This is a genomic window from Bacillus sp. FSL W8-1127 (assembly GCF_038006725.1).
In the GTDB taxonomy this organism is placed as follows: Bacteria; Bacillota; Bacilli; order Bacillales; family DSM-4216; genus Bacillus_O; species Bacillus_O smithii.
Genome location: NZ_JBBOVU010000001.1, coordinates 1,387,701 through 1,406,951 on the forward strand (window position 1 = coordinate 1,387,701; position 19,251 = coordinate 1,406,951).

The following is a 19,251-nucleotide window of genomic DNA, read 5'->3' on the forward strand; positions in this document are numbered from 1 at the left end:
ACATTGCAAGGGCTGCTGATATATGTTACTATTTAGTAGCCCTGTGAGGTGTCCAACATGGAAGATGAGTTGAAGTTCTTTTTGCAGTATTTGCAAATAGAAAAAAACTACTCCGAATATACAATTGACAATTATCGCCGTGATATCGAGCAGTTTTATAAGTTCATGATTGAGCAAAGTATCAAAAAGGTCGAGGATGTGGAGTATATAGATGCCCGGCTTTTTTTGACGAAGTTATATGAAGAGCAAATGGCTAGAACGACCGTTTCTAGAAAAATATCCAGTTTAAGAAGTTTTTATCGCTTTTTAGAAAGAGAAAATAAGATTACTGGAAATCCATTTTTACTTGTGTCCCAGCCTAAAAAAGGAAAAAGGCTGCCTGACTTTTTTTATGATGAAGAAATGCAAGCTTTATTTGCTGCTTGTGAAGGCGAGGAACCCCTTGCCATCCGAAATAAAGCGTTGCTGGAACTATTATACGCCACCGGAATTCGCGTAAGCGAGTGTGCTAATATTCAAATGAATGATATTGATTTCGAATTGTGTACACTTTTAGTGAAAGGAAAGGGAAAAAAAGAAAGATATGTCCCTTTTGGCAGTTTTGCCGAAGAAGCCATCAAGCGTTACATACAAAAATCTAGAAGCATACTTATACAAAAAAATGACCATCAACATTCCGCCTTATTTGTGAATGCCCGCGGTGGACCATTAACGCCCAGGGGCATACGGCATATTTTAAATCAAATCATAAAAAAAGCATCATTGTCTGGAAAAATTCACCCTCATATGTTAAGGCACACCTTTGCAACGCATATGTTGAATAATGGGGCGGATTTGCGAGCGGTTCAGGAATTGTTGGGCCATTCTCATTTATCGTCTACTCAGTTGTACACACATGTGACGAATGAGCATTTGCGAAAGAGTTACTTAAATCATCATCCTCGGGCTTAGTCCGGATAAGGAGGAAGGACAGTGAGCAATTTTCATGCGACAACCATTTTTGCCATACAGCATAATGGTCAATGTGCAATGGCGGGGGATGGCCAAGTCACGTTTGGCGAAGCCGTAATCATGAAACACACGGCTCGAAAAGTCAGAAAAATTTTCAACGGACGTGTGCTTGCTGGTTTTGCCGGAAGCGTAGCGGATGCCTTTACTTTATTCGACATGTTTGAAGGAAAGCTTCAAGAGTATAATGGAAATCTGCAAAGGGCTGCTGTGGAGCTTGCCAAAGAATGGCGAAGCGATAAAGTGCTTCGAAAATTGGAGGCCATGTTGATTGTCATGGATCAAAAAGATCTTCTACTCATCTCTGGAACAGGGGAAGTCATTGAACCGGATGACGGTGTTTTGGCGATTGGTTCCGGAGGGAATTATGCACTGGCTGCCGGCCGTGCCTTAAAAAGATTTTCTGGAAATGAGCTTTCGGCGAAAGAAATTGCGAGAGCGGCTCTTGAAATTGCCGGTGAAATTTGCGTCTATACGAATGACCATATTATAGTGGAAGAGCTGTAAAGGGGTGAGTTTCCATGAAAAAAAGCGCTCTGGAATTAACGCCAAAACAAATTGTCGATCGGCTTGATCAATATATCATCGGGCAAAAGGAAGCGAAGAAAGCAGTGGCGGTGGCACTGAGAAATCGATATCGCCGCAGTTTGCTTCCGGATCATGTTCGGGATGAAATTATTCCGAAAAATATTTTGATGATTGGACCGACAGGAGTCGGTAAAACGGAAATCGCTCGACGAATTGCCCGAATAGTCGGAGCTCCATTTGTCAAAGTAGAAGCGACAAAATTCACGGAAGTCGGATATGTGGGACGTGATGTTGAATCAATGGTCCGTGATCTGGCGGAAGTTTCGGTCCGTATGGTAAAAGAAGAAAAAATGCTGGGGGTAAAAGAACGTGCAGAAGAAGCGGCAAACAGGCGGCTTGTTGAACTGCTCGTTCCCGGCAAAAACAATTCCCATCACTATAAAAATCCTTTTGAAATGATATTCGGCAGCAACACAGAAATGGAATCAAATCAAGCGGGCGACACGGATAATGATCAAAATATCCACGAAAAGCGCAAGAGAATTGCCGAAAGGTTGGCAAAAGGGGAATTGGAAGACGAACTGGTCACCATTGAAATTGAAGAACAACAACCTTCCATGTTCGACCTTCTGCAAGGGTCCGGAATTGAACAAATGGGGCAAAACTTCCAAGAGGCCCTTGGCAGCCTTATGCCAAAGAAAAAGAAAAAACGAAAAATGCCGGTGAAAGAAGCGCGGAAAGTACTCACCAATGAGGAAGCTCAAAAATTAATTGATATGGACGAAGTCGTTCAAGAAGCCATCTATCGTGCTGAACAGACTGGCATTATTTTCATCGATGAAATTGATAAAATCGCCAATAAAAATGGAACCTCTTCTTCTGCCGATGTATCGAGAGAAGGTGTTCAAAGAGATATTTTGCCAATCGTAGAAGGCTCGACTGTGACGACCAAATATGGTTCAATTAAAACGGATTATATTTTGTTCATTGCGGCGGGTGCTTTCCATATGGCAAAACCGTCTGATCTCATACCGGAACTTCAGGGCCGCTTTCCGATCAGGGTAGAACTGCAAAAGTTGTCTGTAGAAGATTTTCAACGCATTCTTGTTGAACCTGATAATGCTTTGATTAAACAATATCAAGCATTATTGGAAACGGAAGGTATAAAAATAGAATTTTCTGACGATGCTATAAAAAGAATCGCTGAACTTGCATTTAAGGTTAATCAAAATACTGATAATATTGGAGCCAGAAGACTTCAAACCATCATGGAAAAATTGTTGGAAGACTTATCCTTTGAAGCACCGGATATCAATTTGGAAACGATCCAAATCACTCCTCAATATGTGGATGAAAAATTAGCAGCTATTTCAAAGGATAAGGATTTAAGCCAGTTTATACTCTAGTTTGAATCTTCTTGACAGAGTTATAAAATAGGGAAAATGCAACGTTCATACCATAAATAAAAATTGAATAGTATTAGGAGGAACAGTAATGGATCTATTAACCAAAACTAGAAAAATTAATGCGATGCTACAAAAAGCTGCAGGAAAACCTGTGAATTTTAAAGAAATGGCGATCACGATGGCCAAAGTGATTGGAGCCAACGTGTTTGTGGTAAGCCGTCGAGGAAAATTGCTCGGATTTGCCGTTCATCAGCAAATTGAAAATGAGCGTATGAAAAAAATGCTGGAAGAACGCCGTTTTCCGGAAGAATATACGAATAATTTGTTCAACATTAAAGAAACTTCTCCAAACTTGGATATCGACAGTGAATATACTGCTTTTCCGGTTGAGAACAAAGACTTGTTCAGAAATGGCTTAACAACAATCGTGCCAATCGTGGGCGGAGGAGAGCGTCTTGGAACTCTCATACTTGCCCGCTTGAATGAACAATTTTCAGACGATGACTTGATCTTGGCGGAATATGGAGCTACTGTAGTCGGAATGGAAATTTTACGTGAAAAAACGGAAGAAATTGAAGAAGAAGCCCGCAGCAAAGCGGTTGTTCAAATGGCTATCAGTTCGCTCTCTTACAGTGAATTGGAAGCGATCGAACATATATTTGAGGAACTGGACGGCAAAGAAGGGCTGTTAGTGGCTTCGAAAATCGCTGACCGTGTCGGCATTACCCGTTCTGTTATTGTCAACGCCCTTCGCAAACTGGAAAGTGCCGGAGTGATTGAATCACGCTCTCTCGGAATGAAAGGTACTTATATTAAAGTATTAAACGATAAATTTTTAGTGGAACTTGAAAAATTAAAATCTCATTAATCATGTTCAACCGCCGATTTTTTCGGCGGTTTTTTTATGAGTATAAATACAAAAGACGAATGTGAATTTTTTCAATTGAATGAACAAAGGGATCTTAATCATATGGGAAAGTACGGGAAAATACAGCACCCCTTTCATATGATAACGGGCATGTGATAAAGGAACCAGCTATATTCGTATAATTGACAAAAAATGACAAGAAACAACCATTTCGTATAAAGTGGTATAAACAAATCCATGATAGAAAAAGACAAGAGAATAGCATTTTTTTGAAAGCAAAAGAACGTTATACTAATAATAACAATTATCCTTCTATTCAGAATTATTACAACTATATTAAGAGCAAAAAGTCCCAGTGTTTCGACAAGGAAAAATATGATATATTTTACATTGTAGGATTTTTTAGTTAATAGGTCATGGTACAAATATGTCCCATAGGTTATTATTGGTAAAGGGATGTTGAGATTTTTGTCTTGTCCATCATCATTGGAATTGGCCGCGACACCATCATTCTAAAAAAACATGATCAATTATCGAAAAAGAAGGATTTTGACGGTTTTTAAGACAAAGAATTCAAGGGATGGGGGGTGAAAAAATGGATTTCTTTTCAAATTCAATCACAACGCTAGAACAGGCGCTAAACTATTCGGCATTAAAACAAAAGGTCATAGCCAATAATATCGCCAATGTCGACACGCCCAACTACAAAGCCCAGGATGTCAGTTTTCAAAAACTGCTGGAATCGTCCAAGTCCAACCAAATAACCGCCTATCGAACGGATCGGAGACATTTCACGTTTCCAAACGAAGATACATTGTCTAGTGCCATTTTCAGCCGTCCATCATCCTATAACGAGAATGGAAATAGTGTCGATATGGATAAAGAAATGTCGGATCTTGCAAGTAATCAAATTTATTATAATGCGATGGCCGAGTTGATTAGTGGAAAATTTTCTTCCTTAAATACGGTTATTAAAGGTGGGAAATAGTCATGTCGATTTTTCAAAGCTTGAATATAAGCTCTTCTGCATTAACTGCTGACAGAGTAAGAATGGACGTCATATCATCTAATATGGCGAATATGGATACGACAAGGGCGAAAATGGTCAACGGACATTGGGAGCCTTATCGGAGAAAAATGGTTGTTTTAGAGCCGCAACAGACCAATTTTTCATCCTACATGCAGGCAGCGATAAATGGCGGTAATGCCCCCACTGCCGGCGGCGGCGTAAAAGTGACGAAAATTGTAGAAGACCAGACGACACCTTTTCAACTTGTTTATGATCCGGAAAATCCAGATGCCAATGCAGCCGGATATGTACAAATGCCCAATGTCGATCCTTTAAGAGAAATGGTGGATTTAATGTCATCAACCCGTTCGTATGAAGCAAATGTCACCGTACTGAATGCCACAAAGGGGATGTTAATGAAAGCTTTGGAAATCGGAAAATAAGCTCATAAACTTATAATCACACTGAAAGGAGTTTTGCAAATATGGCGATTCAATCAATAGGCGCGGTTGAGTCCGTTTTTAAGCCGTCCGCCCCTACACTCACAAAGGCTGATACAAACCAGCAAAAAGACTCCAGTTTTCGTGATATATTAAAAAATTCCATAAACAGCTTGAATAACAGCCAATTGCAGGCCGATCAACTTAGCCAAAAACTGGCTCTTGGTGATGATGTAGATCTTCATGAAGTCATGATTGCTTCCCAAAAAGCACAAGTAGCGCTGAATTTAGCGGTAGAAGTTAGAAATAAAGCGGTCGAAGCTTACCAGGAAATCATGAGAATGCAAGTCTAATAAAACGGTTATGTTGAGAGATTAAGAGAAATAACCGGGGGATCATAATGAACGAAAAATTAAAACAGTATTTTGCGAACGCATCAAATTTCTGGAAAAGTCGTTCTAAGAAACAAAAAACGATTTTTCTAAGCAGCTTAGCGTTAATTGTGCTACTGGCGAGTGTTATCACCTTTTTTGCAACGCGAACGAAAATGGAGCCTTTGTACAGCAATTTATCGCCGGAAGAAGTCGGTTCAATCAAGCAAGATTTGGATTCCCGCGGCGTCAAGTATGAAATTACCGACGGGGGAACCACCATCATGGTGCCTTCAGATTCGGTGGATTCGCTGAAAGTGGACCTGGCGGCTGAAGGATTGCCTAAAACGGGACAGATTGACTACAGCTTTTTTAGCCAAAATGCAAAGTTCGGAATGACAGACAACGAATTCAACGTGTTGAAGTTGGATGCCATGCAAACCGAACTTGCGAACTTAATTAAAAGCATTGATGGTGTCAAAGATGCAAAAGTCATGATCAATCTTCCGGAAAAAAGTGTGTTTGTCAGTGATAAAAACGAAGAAGCATCAGCGTCTGTCGTTTTGCAAACCGAGCCGGGATATCAATTTGATAACAAGCAAATCAAAGCCCTTTATCATTTGGTTTCCAAAAGCGTTCCGAATTTGCCGGAAGATAATATTGTCATTATGAACCAAAATTTTGAGTACTATGATTTGCAAAATAATGACGATACAACCGGCGATGAGTTCGCACAGCAATTGAATGTGAGAAAGCAAGTGGAACGGGACATCCAACAGCAAGTCCAAACCATGCTCGGTACTTTGATGGGACAAGACAAAGTAGTCGTATCTGTTACGGCCGATATCGACTTTACAAAAGAAAAACGGGATGAAAAATTAGTAGAACCTGTTGATAAAGAAAATATGAAGGGAATTGAGATCAGCGCCCAACGAATATCCGATACATATACTGGGACAAACGCAGCTCAAGGAGGAACACCTCAATCCCAAAACCAAGCGGATACAGTAGGATCCACTTATGTTCAAGGTCAAACCGGCAGCGGAAATTCCGAACATAAAGAAGAAACGATTAACTATGAGATCAACCGCATTCATAGACAAATTGTAGAAAGCCCATATAAAATTCGCGATTTAGGTATTCAAGTGTTAGTTGAGCCGCCAAAAGCGAATGATCCGTCGTCTCTTCCGCAAAGCCGGGTGGATGACATAAAAAAAATATTGTCAACTGTTGTTAGCACGTCCATTGACAAGAGTACAGGAACACAGTTGACGGATAATGACATTCAAAACAAAATTGCCGTTTCTGTTCAACCGTTTAACGGCAAAATCAAGTTTCATGATCAAAAGCAGCCGTTCCTTCCGTGGTGGGCTTATTTGATCGGGGCGATCTTATTATTGATCATTGGCTTGCTTGTTTTCTTCTTGATCCGTTCACGGATGGCAAGAGAGGAAGAATTAGAAGAAGAACTGTTGGAGTCTGAACTTGCAGCTGAAAAAATTCAACAAGAAGAAGAAAAAAATAATGAGCAATTGGAGCGCAGGAAGCAGATAGAAAAAATGGCGAAAGAAAAGCCAGAAGAGTTTGCAAAACTAATCAGAACTTGGTTGTCTGAGGAATAGGAGGGTGAAGGTTGGCCGGAACAAAAAGCAAGTTAACAGGCAAACAAAAAGCAGCCATTCTCCTTATTTCAATGGGGCCGGATGTTTCGGCGTCCGTCTACAAACATTTGACCGAAGAAGAGATTGAGCGGTTAACATTGGAGATTTCCAATGTGAAAAAAGTAGATTCAAAGAAAAAAGATGAAGTGATGGAAGAATTTCAACAACTTGCCATGGCCCAAGACTATATTTCTCAAGGAGGGATCGGTTATGCGAAAACGATCCTTGAAAAAGCGCTTGGCAAAGAACAAGCTCAGGACATCATCAATCGGCTTACTTCTTCCTTGCAAGTCCGTCCGTTCGATTTCGCACGGCGAGCGGACCCAAGTCAAATTTTAAATTTTATACAAAATGAGCATCCGCAAACGATTGCGTTAATACTTTCTTATTTGGATCCGCAGCAAGCAGGGCAAATTCTGTCAGAATTGCCTCAAGATGTTCAAGCGGATGTGGCGCGTAGAATAGCGATTATGGACCGGACTTCGCCGGAAATCATCAGTGAAGTTGAGGCGATTTTAGAAAGAAAATTAAGTGCCACCGTTACGCAAGACTACACGCAAACTGGAGGAATTGAAGCAGTTGTTGAAGTGTTAAACGGTGTGGATCGTTCGACGGAAAAAACGATTTTAGATACTTTGGAAGTTCAAGATCCGGAACTGGCAGAAGAAATTAAAAAGCGGATGTTTGTATTTGAAGATATCGTGACATTAGATAACCGTTCGATCCAGCGTGTTATCCGCGATTGCGAAAATGAAGATTTGCTGCTTGCGTTAAAAGTCGCCAGCGAGGAAGTGAAAGAAGTAGTCTTTCGAAATATGTCGTCCAGAATGGCAGAAACGTTTAAAGAAGAAATGCAATACATGGGCCCTGTCCGTCTTCGTGATGTCGAAGAGGCTCAGTCGCGAATTGTCGGCGTCATTCGGAGATTGGAAGATGCCGGAGAAATTATTATTGCCCGGGGCGGAGGAGATGATATTATTGTCTAAAATATTGAAATCTTCGTGGGGCTACCAGCAAAAACGATCCGCGAGAGTGATCACCATTAGAGAAGTCTCCACCACCGAATTAAATGATGAGTCTGCTGCCGACACAGGCTTGGACAATGGGCAATTGCTTGTGAAGGCAAGACAAGAAGCGGATGAAATCATGGAGAAAGCGGAATATGAGGCAAAAAAGCTAAAGGAACAACTCGAACAAGAAAAATTGTCATGGAAACAAGAAAAGGAATCTTTGATGGAGCAAGCTTATCAGGAAGGATATGAACGAGGGATAGAACAAGGACGGCAGGATGGCTACAAGGAATATAAAACTTTGCTTCAATCCGCGAAAAATGTTGTCGAACAATCAAAAATGGAAGCTCAAAAGAATATTATTCAGTCGGAAAAAGTCATTTTGGAGCTAGCGATGAAAACCGCGGAAAAGATTTTAGGGACGGTTTTAGAAAAAGATGAGGAACTGTTCTCGTCTCTTGTTAAAAGGAGTTTTAAGGAAATTAAGGATTCACGGGAAGTTGAAGTCCACGTTCATCCGTCTCGTTATGAGTTTTTGCTTTCGCAAAAGGAAGAATTGGAGGCCATTTTTCCGGCTGTCGTTGAACTTTATCTGTATCCGGATGAAGACTTAGACATAAATGATTGCATTATCGAAACTATACATGGAAGGTTGGACGCCAGCGTTGACAGTCAATTGTTCAAAATCAGGCAGACGCTCATGGAAATGTTTGAAGGTGATCTTGTTTGAAAGCGGCTGATCTTATTCATAAAATCGCCAATATAGCGTCCTATCAGCAATATGGACGAGTCAAGCGGGTCGTCGGACTTATGATCGAATCTCAAGGCCCCGATTGTTCGGTAGGCGATATATGCTATATTTACCCTTCGCAAAAACAATCAGATAAGAAGATTCTGGCGGAAGTTGTCGGTTTTCGTGATGAAATGGTCATTTTAATGCCATATACTCATTTGAGTGAAATTGCGCCGGGAAGTTTAGTAGAATCTGAGGGAAAACCGTTGGAAATTAAAGTGGGTTCCGCTTTGATCGGTAAAATTGTCGATCCGCTCGGTATGCCGATGGACGGTTCGGTTTTGCCTAGAGGTCTCTCGTCTATCGCAACCGATCAGGAACCGCCCAATCCTTTAAAGCGCCCTCCTATATCGGAGCGTTTGGAAGTAGGGGTTCGTGCAATTGACAGCCTGCTTACTGTAGGAAAAGGTCAGCGTGTCGGCATTTTTGCAGGCAGCGGCGTCGGTAAAAGCACATTGCTTGGCATGATTGCCCGCAATACGAAAGCGGATCTCAACGTGATCGGCCTCATCGGAGAAAGAGGAAGAGAAGTGCGGGAATTTGTTGAGCGAGATTTGGGGCCTGAAGGTTTATCTCGTTCCATTGTAGTGGCCGCCACTTCCGATCAGCCTGCCCTCATGAGGATCAAGGGGGCCTATACGGCGACAAGCATTGCAGAATATTTTCGTGATAAAGGATTCAATGTCATGTTGCTGATGGATTCTGTCACCCGCGTAGCGATGGCTCAGCGGGAAATCGGGCTTGCTACCGGAGAGCCGCCGGCGACAAAGGGTTATACGCCTAGCGTCTTTGCCATTTTGCCTAAATTGCTGGAGAGAACCGGTACTAGCGAAAAAGGAACCATCACCGCTTTTTACACGGTGCTGGTAGACGGTGATGACATGAACGAACCGATTGCAGACACCGTTCGCGGAATTTTAGACGGACATATTGTCCTGGACCGAAACCTTGCGAATAAAGGTCAATTCCCGGCCATTCATGTACTGAAAAGCATCAGCCGTCTGATGAACACGTTGGCGGAAGAAGACCACAAACATGCTGCTGCAAAAATAAGAGAAATGATGAGTACATATTTAAACGCCGAAGATTTAATTAATATCGGCGCCTACAAAAAAGGCTCATCCGAGGATATTGACAAAGCGATTGCTTATTATCCAAAAATTGTTTCCTTTTTGAAACAAGATGTGAATGAAAAGTCGACGATGGAAGAAAGTATCCGTTCGCTTATTCATTTAAGTGAAAAAGGAGACTGGCAGTAATGGGATACTATTTTAAGTTCGAAAAAATCCTGCAAATAAAAGAACGCGAAAAAGAAGAAATTCAATCGGGATATCACCGCGCCAAAAGGCAATTTGAACAAGTCGCCGAGAAATTATACGAGTTATTAAAGAAAAAGGAAGATTTACTGGCTTTTCAAGAGACCCAATTGGCATCCGGCTTTCCGGTGTATGAAATCCAGCATTATCAGTTGTTCATCAGTAATTTGGAAAAGATGATTGACTATCAGCAGCAACTGGTGATGAACGCACGAAATAGAATGTTCTGGTTTGAAAACAAGCTGAAAGAAAAGAACATAGAAGTGAAAAAATACGAAAAAATTAAAGAAAAAGAATGGCAGAAATATCAAAAGTTGTTAGGGCAGATGGAAAACAGAGAAATGGATGAACTTTCCGTTATTCAGTTTATGAATCGGAGAAACAGGTGAGTCAAATGGCAAAAAACAAGATATCCGGCAAACCAGATCAAGAAGAGAAAGAGTATAGCGCTTTTCAATGGATATTATTTGTTGGCATTATACCGCTTGTGTTTGCTGCTGTGATTGCTTATTTTGTTATGTCAGTGTCCGGTGTATCGGTTGCTGACGCTATCAAAAAAGCGGGTGGCAAAATTCCGTTTTTAGATCAAATGGCCGCTTCCCATGAGCAGAAGCAAAAGATGAATGAATATGTGCACAAAATTGCTTCCTTAGAAAAAGAAGTGAAAAAAAAGCAATCGAAAATTGATCAATTGCAAAACCAGCTGGATTCTGCCAATTCAAAAATGGAGGATCTGCAAGTAGAAAATGATCGACTAAATATTGAAATGGAAAATCTCTCGAAGCAAAAACAAGCAGCCAATAAAGCTCAAATGAGCAAAAACGTTGCGAAAACATACGAAACGATGTCGCCTCAAAATGTAGCGGCCATATTAATGAAAATGACGGATGAACAAGCGGTCAGCATTTTGTCACAGCTGAATACGGACCAACAAGCTCAAGTGTTGGAAAAACTCCCGCCAGATACAGCCGCCAAATACACAAGATTGTTGGCCAATCCGTAATGACATTTCTTCTGTATCGATGGGAACTGGAAAGGAGGTGAGGGTTTGAATGCAGGGATGAAACAAATGCCCTTGTTTGGGAGCATGATCCCCTTTTCGAACAAAAACGGGGTCAGTTTAAATGCAGAAATGATGAAAATGCCTTTGTTGGGTGCGGTCCAATCAACAGCTGCATTAGAGTTGCCTGATTTCCAAATGGCTGAAGGCTCACCGTTTGCTGCTTTGTTCAGCCAAGTTATGGAAGAAAGCGGAAAGGGATCAAAGTCCGTTATCACACCGCAGCAAAACAATGCGTCTTCGCAAGACTGGATCGCTCGTGTTTTGCAGATTCTTGAGGGCAGTCAAGGCTCGGGTGAGGGTTTGGAAAAATCGTCCATCGAGTGGCAAGGCGAATCGTTAAAAGATCTAGTGTTGCCGTCTGAATTATTACAAAAGGCTCAAGCTGTGGTTTCAGATGCCCTCCACAAATGGCTGGGATCAGGAGCGCCTGACATCGAACAAAACGATTCAAAGATACAAAAGGATTCTGTTGAACAATTGATCGCAGTGTTAGAAGGGCTAGTCGCTTTACCCATCGATCAGTGGAAAAAACTAGATCCAAATGTAATGGTGCCACTGTTCGCAGCGGCAAAACAGCTAACGAACCTCGACAGTAAAGCACAGTTATCACCGAATGTATCAGAGTCTGTGCACTGGATTCAAAAGCTTTTAAGTGAAATCAGCCAAAAAGCGGAGACGGAAACGGTTGAAGCCGATAACCAGCAGCTGGCCATTTTGAAAAAGGCTTATTCCCATTATGTTCAACCGCAAACGCAAACGACAGATGGAGAAAAGGAACTGTCAGGACTTGAATCGGTCGCTAAATGGGGAGAGAGTGCAAAGGAAATTCAGCCGTTGAATGAACATGAAGCGTCTTTTAATTCTTCATTGCAGTCCAATACGGCTAAGGCCGGGGAAACGATTTCAGTTCCGTTGCAATCAAATCCGAAACTGATGAACTTGCAGCAGTTTATTGATAAATTTAGACAGATCTTAGAAAAGTCGCAATTTGCTAAACAACCGAATGCGAATACTTTAATGATTAAATTGTATCCAGAGAATTTGGGGACGCTGCGGATTGAGCTGCAGCAAAAAGATGGCGTTGTAACAGCGCGAATTTTGGCTTCCGCTCAAACCGTTAAAGAATTGATTGATTCTAATATAGCTTCTTTAAAACAGGCATTCACTCAACAAAATATTTCCGTAGATAAAGTGGAGATCGTGTTTCATCCGCCTGAATTAGACACATATCATCGCGATTCATCTGAAGGCGGGCGCCAAGAACAGCGGCAGCAGCCGCAAAAACAAAAGGACGATGAAAAAGAATCCGACCGTTCCTTTGAAGAACTACTCATTAATATGGAAGTTTAGGTGAGAATATGGGAAATACCATTGATCCAAGCCTTTATTTACCGACGACTAATAATCAATCCAATACGAATGGAAAAGACAATTCGATTTTAGGAAAAGATGATTTCTTAAAACTGTTAATGGCCGAGATGCAAAATCAAGATCCTTTGAGTCCGATGGACAATAATGAGATGATCGGCCAAATGGCGCAATTTTCGACGTTGGAACAAATCACGAATTTGGCTGCTTCTTTTGAGAAACTTTTGAACATGGAGCAGCAAAATCAATATATTGCTTACAGTTCTTTTGTCGGGAAAAACGTCACTTATCACAAACTGGAAGACAGCGATGATCCAAATGGAGACCCGGTGGTAAAAGAAGGACATGGAGTGGTATCATCCGTACGATTTACAGGAGACAGCGTTGAGTTTGTGTTAACGGATGGCACAGTATTGGAGCCTGCCAATATTTCAGAAATTCAAGCATCGTCTGAAACTCCTAGTACAGATGAAACCTGAAAAAGTCTGTGCATGGCTCAATAATATGGAAACTATCATCATTTGAAGCTAGAAACTAAATGAATGATGATAGAACGACCTCTTGTTATGGAATGCTTGAGACAAGCGATGAACTGTCGCAGAAAATCGGAAAGGGGAAATGTGATATGCTTCGATCCATGTACTCGGGAATCGGCGGAATGAAAAATTTCCAAACGAAACTCGATGTCATCGGGAACAATATTGCCAACGTCAACACTTATGGCTTTAAAAAAGGACGTACGATTTTTAAAGACCTCGTCAGCCAGGAAATTTCCGGGGCAAGTGCTCCAGTGGCTGGGGCAGTAGGAGGAACAAATCCGAAACAAGTCGGTTTGGGCTCTACACTTGGCGCCATTGATACTGTGCAGACACAAGGAAGCTTGCAGACTACCGGCAGGACGCTTGATTTGGCCATTTCCGGTGATGGATTTTTTATTGTACGTGATGGAACGAATGATTACTTAACTAGAGCCGGAAACTTTTATCTCGATAAAAATGGAGATCTTGTGAATGAAGATGGGCTATATGTAATGGGTATGGGTGACAAAAAAATTAATATTCCCACTTCAGCTAAATCGATTAGTATAGGTGCTGATGGAACAGTTACTTATGTAGATGATTCGGACACTCTAAAAACGGCAGGGCAAATCGCATTGGCTAAGTTGCCCAACCCCGAAGGTTTAGAAAAGGTTGGAAATAACCTTTATCAGGTCACAACGAATTCAGGCAATATGAATAGTAATGCACCAGGAACAAAGGGAGCAGGAAAAATTGTTCCCGGTGCTTTGGAAATGTCCAATGTCGATTTATCTGAGGAATTCACGGAAATGATTGTGGCCCAACGCGGCTTTCAAGCCAATTCAAGAATTATTACGACTTCGGACCAAATTTTGGAAGAGTTGGTCAATCTAAAACGATAGAATACGAGTTTTTTAGCAAGGGAGGGAGGGGCCGCAGGCTCTTAGCGGCCCTCTGACAGTATGATTACATTAACGCGCTTAAATGGAAGGCCCTTTCAGTTAAACGCACTTTACATAGAAACGATCGAAGCTTTTCCGGATACGACGATTACGTTAACGAATGGGCGCAAATATGTAGTGAAAGAATCCAAAGATCAGGTGCAAAAGCTGGTGCTGGATTTTTATCGGAGCATTCAGCTGTTCGGAAAATTGGATAAGGAGGTGTTTGACGATGGGGAATGAAGCGGTTAGCCAAGGTCGAAATAAACTGCTGACCATTATGCTCATTATTTTAACCGTCATCACATTGGCCGGGGCTGTTGCGCTGGTGATCATGTTAAAGTCGAACAGCGGGCATCAAGGAAAAGAACCGGATATTGATCAAGTTCTGGAATGTTCCGTCGATGTACCGGAAATTACAACCAATTTGGCTTCAAACGACTTCATCCGCATTTCCTTTAAAATTCAAACCGACAGCAAAAAAGCAAAAGAAGAACTCGAAAAACGTGATTTTCAAACAAAGGACATCATTATAGAATTATTATCCGGGATGAGAGCGGAAGATTTGAAAGGAGCAGCCGGAAAAGAAAAGCTGGCGGAAATGTTGAAATCAAGATTAAACGAGGTGATGCAGGAAGGAAAAATCGTCAAAGTGTACATTACCTCCTATATCATCCAACAATCTTGATGGAACCGTAAGGAGGTGAAGCTCTTTGTCGGAGGAAGTATTATCCCAAAGTGAAATTGATGCTCTTTTGTCGGCTCTATCTGCCGGGGAAATGAATGCGGATGAATTAAAAAAAGAAGAAGAAGAAAAAAAGGTTAAAGTATACGACTTTAAACGAGCGCTGCGGTTTTCAAAAGATCAAATCCGCAGTTTAACTCGGGTTCATGAAAACTTTTCACGGTTATTGACGACGTTTTTTTCTGCTCAGCTGCGAACTTATGTACAAATATCTGTTGCTTCAGCGGACCAAATTCCTTATGAAGAATTTATACGATCAATCCCTAATTTGACGATCTTAAACGTATTTGAGGTTCCGCCGTTAGATGGAAGGATTATTATGGAAATTAATCCGAATATCGCCTATGCGCTGGTTGATCGTTTGCTGGGAGGAAGAGGATCAGGAGAAAGTAAAATTGAAAAATTGACGGAAATCGAAACAAATATTATGTCAAACATGTTTGAACGAGCTTTTTATCATTATCGGGAAGCATGGGAAAACATTGTTGAAATCAATCCGTCCTTGACTGAATTTGAAGTAAATCCACAGTTTTTACAAATGATTTCGCCCAATGAAACCGTCGTGGTCATTTCTTTGAATACGGTCATTGGCGAAGTGATGGGCATGATCAATATTTGTATCCCTCATGTAGTGTTGGAACCTATTCTTCCGAAATTATCCGTACACTATTGGATGCAAACATCTGAAAAAAAAGAGCGCAAGCCCGGGGAATTGGAGATTTTAGAAAATAATCTACGAAATGCGCAAATTCCGGTGACGGCAGAACTGGGAACTTCTGAGATTACGATTGAGGAATTTTTAACGTTGGATGTGGGAGATGTCATCAGACTGGATAGAAAAATCGATGAACCATTGATAATCAAAACAGGGGATGTTCCTAAATTTATCGGCCAACCGGGAAGAGTCAACAAACAACTGGCTGTGCAAATTATAGATTCCATTGAGGGGGGAGAAAACGATGAAAAATGATGACATGCTCTCGCAGGATGAGATTGACGCTTTGCTGAAAGGAACTGTGAATGACGCAGAAGCTCCGAATCAAGAGATAGACGATGTGGAAACGCAACAAGAAAAACAAGAACAACAGGAAATGATACATACGGAAGATTATTTAACGCCGGTTGAAGAAGATGCCTTGGGTGAAATCGGCAATATCTCGTTCGGTAGCTCGGCAACAGCCTTGTCCAGTCTATTAAACCAAAAAGTAGATATTACCACACCTTCTGTTTCGATTATCCCTCGGAGCAAAATTCAGGATGAATTTCCTCATCCGTATGTTGCGATATTGGTAGAATATCGCGATGGGTTTGCCGGAGTGAATCTTTTAGTGATAAAACAGCAAGACGCCGCGATCATTGCGGATCTCATGCTAGGGGGAACTGGTGAGAATCCAAGCGAAACTTTGGATGACATCAAACTAAGCGCCGTCCAGGAAGCAATGAACCAAATGATGGGTTCGGCGGCCACGTCCATGTCGACCATCTTCCAAAAGCGTGTAGATATTTCCCCGCCTTCGCTCGTCTTAATGGACTTAAAAAACGGAGAAGGATCTGACGCTATACCTGATCACGAACTGTTCGTCAAAGTCTCCTTCCGTTTAACGATTGGAAACTTAATTGATTCCAATATCATGCAATTATTGCCGATTTCATTTGCCAAAAGTCTTGTAGAAGAATTGGTGAACCCTTCAACCGATGGGGAAGAGCCGCAAATGGCAAATGAAGAAAACGCATCAGATAAAAATTCTGTTCAAAAAGGAACAATCGCTGAGGGAAGGAAAGAGACTGCGTCGAAAACCGACCGACCACAACCCGATGTTCAGAAAGAAGAGAATGTAGGAAAAAGCAGGAAAACGGAACCGATGGTTCATGTGGAGCCTGCCGCTTTTGCGGAATTTCAGCCGACAACCGCACCTTCTGTTGAAACAAGAAATTTAGATTTATTGCTTGATATTCCTTTAAATGTGACTGTCGAGCTTGGAAGAACCGTGCGCACGGTAAAGGATATTCTGGAACTTTCCTCCGGCTCTATCATTGAGCTCGATAAACTGGCAGGGGAACCGGTGGATATATTGGTCAATAATAGGTTGATAGCAAAGGGCGAAGTTGTGGTTATAGATGAAAATTTCGGTGTTCGTATAACGGAAATACAAAGCCAAAGTGAACGCATTCATCAATTAAAATAATCATTTGAGGAGGAATGAAAATGGGAAATCGTATTTTAGTTGTAGATGATGCAGCTTTTATGAGAATGATGATCAAAGATATTTTAACGAAAAACGGTTATGAAGTGGTTGGAGAAGCGGCCGATGGAAATCAAGCCGTGGAAAAATATAAAGAGTTGCAGCCGGATCTTGTAACGATGGATATTACGATGCCTGACATGGATGGAATTGAAGCGTTAAAAGCGATAAAAGCGATTGATGCCAATGCGAAAGTCATTATGTGTTCGGCCATGGGACAGCAGGCTATGGTCATTGATGCGATTCAAGCCGGAGCAAAAGACTTTATCGTCAAGCCTTTCCAAGCGGATCGGGTGATAGAAGCAATTAAAAAGACGCTTGGTTAATGTTAAGAAGGTGCTTTCGATTGAATCTGGAACGAGTCAAAAAGTGTTTGATCATATTCATTAGCCTGTTTCTCTTGGGTATTGGCGGAACATCTGTCACTGCCGCGGGAACTTTGAGCGGAAACGTAAAAGATTGTATCGAACATCCTGATAAATGTCAGGATTCAGGAACATCTAAAAAAGAAAAAAGCACTGCGACGGACGATATTTCCGGAGTCAGTGCTTGGGATTATGCAAGAATGCTGTTCGCGCTCCTTTTTGTGATTGTATTAATCTACTTTTTAATCAAATTTATCAATAAAAAAAGCCAAACTTATCAAGATTCGAAGCTGATCCAGCATTTGGGCGGTTCTCCTCTTGGAGGAAACCGCTCCATCCAATTGGTAAAGGTGGGAGAACGCATTTTTATTCTGGGAGTTGGTGAAAACATAGAACTGCTGAAAGAAATCAACGACCAAGAAGAATATAAACAGCTTTTGCAAGTTTACAATCAACAAAAGGATCTATTGCTGGATACGAAAGATATTTTTACGGTCGCTTTGAGAAAATGGCAGGAGAGAAAACAAAAAGCGGTCAAAAAAGGTGGTTCAGCGCCTTTTAAAAGTGTGCTTGAAAAGCAGTTAAACGAAATAAAAACTTCAAGGGAGCAAGCGCTCCAGCAGCTGGAAACCAAGGAGAAGAAGTCTGATGAATGAATTTATGCATTATTTTAATAACAGCTCCCCGGAAAATGTGTCATTGTCGGTAAAACTGCTTCTTCTTTTGACCGTTTTATCGCTGGCGCCGAGTATTTTGATTTTAATGACTTGTTTTACGCGCATCATCATTGTGCTGTCTTTTGTCCGTACTGCCTTGGGAACGCAACAGATGCCGCCGAACCAAGTATTGGTGGGCCTTGCTTTGTTTTTGACTTTTTTTATCATGACGCCGGTGTTTCAACAGGTCAATAAAGAAGCTTTGACTCCTCTTTTTAAAAATGAAATCAATCTGGAAGAAGCTTATGATCGGGCGAGCGTCCCTTTTAAAGACTTTATGAGTCGATACACGAGAGAAAAGGATTTGGACTTATTTTTGCAATATTCGAATGCGAAACGGCCAAAAAGCATAGAGGATATACCGTTAACTGCGCTTGTGCCGGCGTTTGCGATCAGCGAGTTGAAAACGGCGTTTCAAATGGGATTTATGCTTTTTATCCCTTTTCTTGTCATCGATATGGTGGTGTCCAGTGTACTCATGTCTATGGGGATGATGATGCTTCCTCCGATTATGATTTCATTGCCATTTAAAATATTATTATTCGTTCTTGTCGATGGCTGGCATTTAGTGATTGAGTCGCTTTTACAAAGTTATAAGTAGGTGAAGAGTACATGAATCCCGAAATGGTCATTTCTCTCGCAGAAAAAGGAGTTTATATGATTTTGATTCTATCCGGTCCGATCATGCTGATTGGGCTCATTGTCGGACTTGTCGTGAGTATTTTTCAAGCAATGACTCAAATTCAAGAACAAACACTCGCTTTCATTCCTAAAATTGTGGCGATGCTGGTTGGATTGGTATTTTTTGGTCCTTGGATGCTGACTCATATGATTTCTTATACTTCGCAAATTTTATCGAATTTAACACAGTTTGTGGGATGA

Annotated in this window: 24 protein-coding genes; all 24 read left to right on the forward strand. The window is 41.3% G+C overall.

Going from position 1 to position 19,251, the window contains the following annotated elements:
* Positions 1-57: 57 nt before the first annotated feature.
* The 24 genes from xerC to fliQ all read left to right on the forward strand — a co-directional run bounded on the left by xerC (position 58) and on the right by fliQ (position 19,251).
* Positions 58-951, forward strand: a complete 894-nt coding sequence (xerC, locus tag NST12_RS06590; protein WP_003354568.1) for a tyrosine recombinase XerC — start codon at positions 58-60, stop codon at positions 949-951.
* 21 nt (positions 952-972) lie between these two features.
* Entirely contained in the window at positions 973-1,515 is a 543-nt protein-coding gene (gene hslV, locus NST12_RS06595) for an ATP-dependent protease subunit HslV (protein WP_003354569.1), read from the forward strand.
* Between the two features lie 14 nt (positions 1,516-1,529).
* Entirely contained in the window at positions 1,530-2,942 is a 1,413-nt protein-coding gene (gene hslU / locus NST12_RS06600) for an HslU--HslV peptidase ATPase subunit (protein WP_341100673.1), read from the forward strand.
* Positions 2,943-3,030: 88 nt separating this feature from the next.
* On the forward strand, positions 3,031-3,810 hold the full coding sequence (codY, locus tag NST12_RS06605) for a GTP-sensing pleiotropic transcriptional regulator CodY (RefSeq protein WP_048623155.1): 780 nt from the start codon (positions 3,031-3,033) through the stop codon (positions 3,808-3,810).
* Positions 3,811-4,405: 595 nt separating this feature from the next.
* Positions 4,406-4,798 carry a flagellar basal body rod protein FlgB gene (flgB, locus tag NST12_RS06610; protein ID WP_327803085.1) on the forward strand — a complete coding sequence of 131 codons (393 nt, stop codon included), beginning with the start codon at positions 4,406-4,408 and terminating at the stop codon, positions 4,796-4,798.
* A 2-nt stretch (positions 4,799-4,800) separates the two neighbouring features.
* Positions 4,801-5,262 (forward strand): flagellar basal body rod protein FlgC, encoded by a 462-nt coding sequence (gene flgC / locus NST12_RS06615; RefSeq protein WP_327797875.1) that lies wholly within the window; start codon positions 4,801-4,803, stop codon positions 5,260-5,262.
* 41 nt (positions 5,263-5,303) lie between these two features.
* A complete protein-coding gene (gene fliE, locus NST12_RS06620) occupies positions 5,304-5,612 on the forward strand; it encodes a flagellar hook-basal body complex protein FliE (protein WP_341100675.1) in 309 nt (102 codons plus the stop codon).
* 47 nt (positions 5,613-5,659) lie between these two features.
* Positions 5,660-7,252: a flagellar basal-body MS-ring/collar protein FliF gene (gene fliF, locus NST12_RS06625; protein WP_341100678.1), complete on the forward strand. Its 1,593-nt coding sequence runs from the start codon at positions 5,660-5,662 to the stop codon at positions 7,250-7,252.
* An 11-nt stretch (positions 7,253-7,263) separates the two neighbouring features.
* Positions 7,264-8,277, forward strand: a complete 1,014-nt coding sequence (fliG, locus tag NST12_RS06630; RefSeq protein ID WP_341100680.1) for a flagellar motor switch protein FliG — start codon at positions 7,264-7,266, stop codon at positions 8,275-8,277.
* Positions 8,270-9,031 (forward strand): flagellar assembly protein FliH, encoded by a 762-nt coding sequence (gene fliH, locus NST12_RS06635; RefSeq protein WP_341100682.1) that lies wholly within the window; start codon positions 8,270-8,272, stop codon positions 9,029-9,031. Before fliG ends, fliH begins: the two co-directional genes overlap by 8 nt.
* The gene (gene fliI, locus NST12_RS06640; RefSeq protein ID WP_048623162.1) at positions 9,028-10,353 is read left to right on the forward strand and encodes a flagellar protein export ATPase FliI; all 1,326 of its coding nucleotides are present in this window, start codon (positions 9,028-9,030) and stop codon (positions 10,351-10,353) included. Before fliH ends, fliI begins: the two co-directional genes overlap by 4 nt.
* On the forward strand, positions 10,353-10,799 hold the full coding sequence (fliJ, locus tag NST12_RS06645; protein ID WP_048623163.1) for a flagellar export protein FliJ: 447 nt from the start codon (positions 10,353-10,355) through the stop codon (positions 10,797-10,799). Before fliI ends, fliJ begins: the two co-directional genes overlap by 1 nt.
* 5 nt (positions 10,800-10,804) lie before the next feature.
* Positions 10,805-11,413: a MotE family protein gene (locus NST12_RS06650; protein WP_048623164.1), complete on the forward strand. Its 609-nt coding sequence runs from the start codon at positions 10,805-10,807 to the stop codon at positions 11,411-11,413.
* A 45-nt stretch (positions 11,414-11,458) separates the two neighbouring features.
* Positions 11,459-12,823 carry a flagellar hook-length control protein FliK gene (locus tag NST12_RS06655; RefSeq protein WP_341100684.1) on the forward strand — a complete coding sequence of 455 codons (1,365 nt, stop codon included), beginning with the start codon at positions 11,459-11,461 and terminating at the stop codon, positions 12,821-12,823.
* Between the two features lie 8 nt (positions 12,824-12,831).
* Positions 12,832-13,320 (forward strand): flagellar hook capping FlgD N-terminal domain-containing protein, encoded by a 489-nt coding sequence (locus NST12_RS06660; protein WP_048623166.1) that lies wholly within the window; start codon positions 12,832-12,834, stop codon positions 13,318-13,320.
* A 146-nt stretch (positions 13,321-13,466) separates the two neighbouring features.
* Complete coding sequence (gene flgG / locus NST12_RS06665; protein ID WP_048623167.1) at positions 13,467-14,261, forward strand: flagellar basal body rod protein FlgG; 795 nt, start codon at positions 13,467-13,469, stop codon at positions 14,259-14,261.
* Positions 14,262-14,321: 60 nt separating this feature from the next.
* Positions 14,322-14,543: a flagellar FlbD family protein gene (locus tag NST12_RS06670; RefSeq protein ID WP_327797864.1), complete on the forward strand. Its 222-nt coding sequence runs from the start codon at positions 14,322-14,324 to the stop codon at positions 14,541-14,543.
* Positions 14,533-14,988, forward strand: coding sequence for a flagellar basal body-associated protein FliL (gene fliL, locus NST12_RS06675; protein WP_341100686.1), 456 nt, complete (start codon positions 14,533-14,535; stop codon positions 14,986-14,988). The genes NST12_RS06670 and fliL overlap by 11 nt, the downstream gene beginning before the upstream one ends.
* Before the next feature lie 25 nt (positions 14,989-15,013).
* Complete coding sequence (gene fliM / locus NST12_RS06680) at positions 15,014-16,015, forward strand: flagellar motor switch protein FliM (protein WP_341100689.1); 1,002 nt, start codon at positions 15,014-15,016, stop codon at positions 16,013-16,015.
* Complete coding sequence (fliY, locus tag NST12_RS06685; RefSeq protein WP_048623169.1) at positions 16,005-17,231, forward strand: flagellar motor switch phosphatase FliY; 1,227 nt, start codon at positions 16,005-16,007, stop codon at positions 17,229-17,231. The genes fliM and fliY overlap by 11 nt, the downstream gene beginning before the upstream one ends.
* A gap of 20 nt (positions 17,232-17,251) precedes the next feature.
* Positions 17,252-17,614 (forward strand): response regulator, encoded by a 363-nt coding sequence (locus NST12_RS06690; RefSeq protein ID WP_048623170.1) that lies wholly within the window; start codon positions 17,252-17,254, stop codon positions 17,612-17,614.
* 20 nt (positions 17,615-17,634) lie between these two features.
* Positions 17,635-18,309 carry a flagellar biosynthetic protein FliO gene (locus NST12_RS06695; RefSeq protein ID WP_048623171.1) on the forward strand — a complete coding sequence of 225 codons (675 nt, stop codon included), beginning with the start codon at positions 17,635-17,637 and terminating at the stop codon, positions 18,307-18,309.
* Positions 18,302-18,970, forward strand: coding sequence for a flagellar type III secretion system pore protein FliP (gene fliP / locus NST12_RS06700; protein ID WP_003354593.1), 669 nt, complete (start codon positions 18,302-18,304; stop codon positions 18,968-18,970). Before NST12_RS06695 ends, fliP begins: the two co-directional genes overlap by 8 nt.
* A gap of 11 nt (positions 18,971-18,981) precedes the next feature.
* Positions 18,982-19,251, forward strand: a complete 270-nt coding sequence (gene fliQ / locus NST12_RS06705; RefSeq protein WP_003354594.1) for a flagellar biosynthesis protein FliQ — start codon at positions 18,982-18,984, stop codon at positions 19,249-19,251.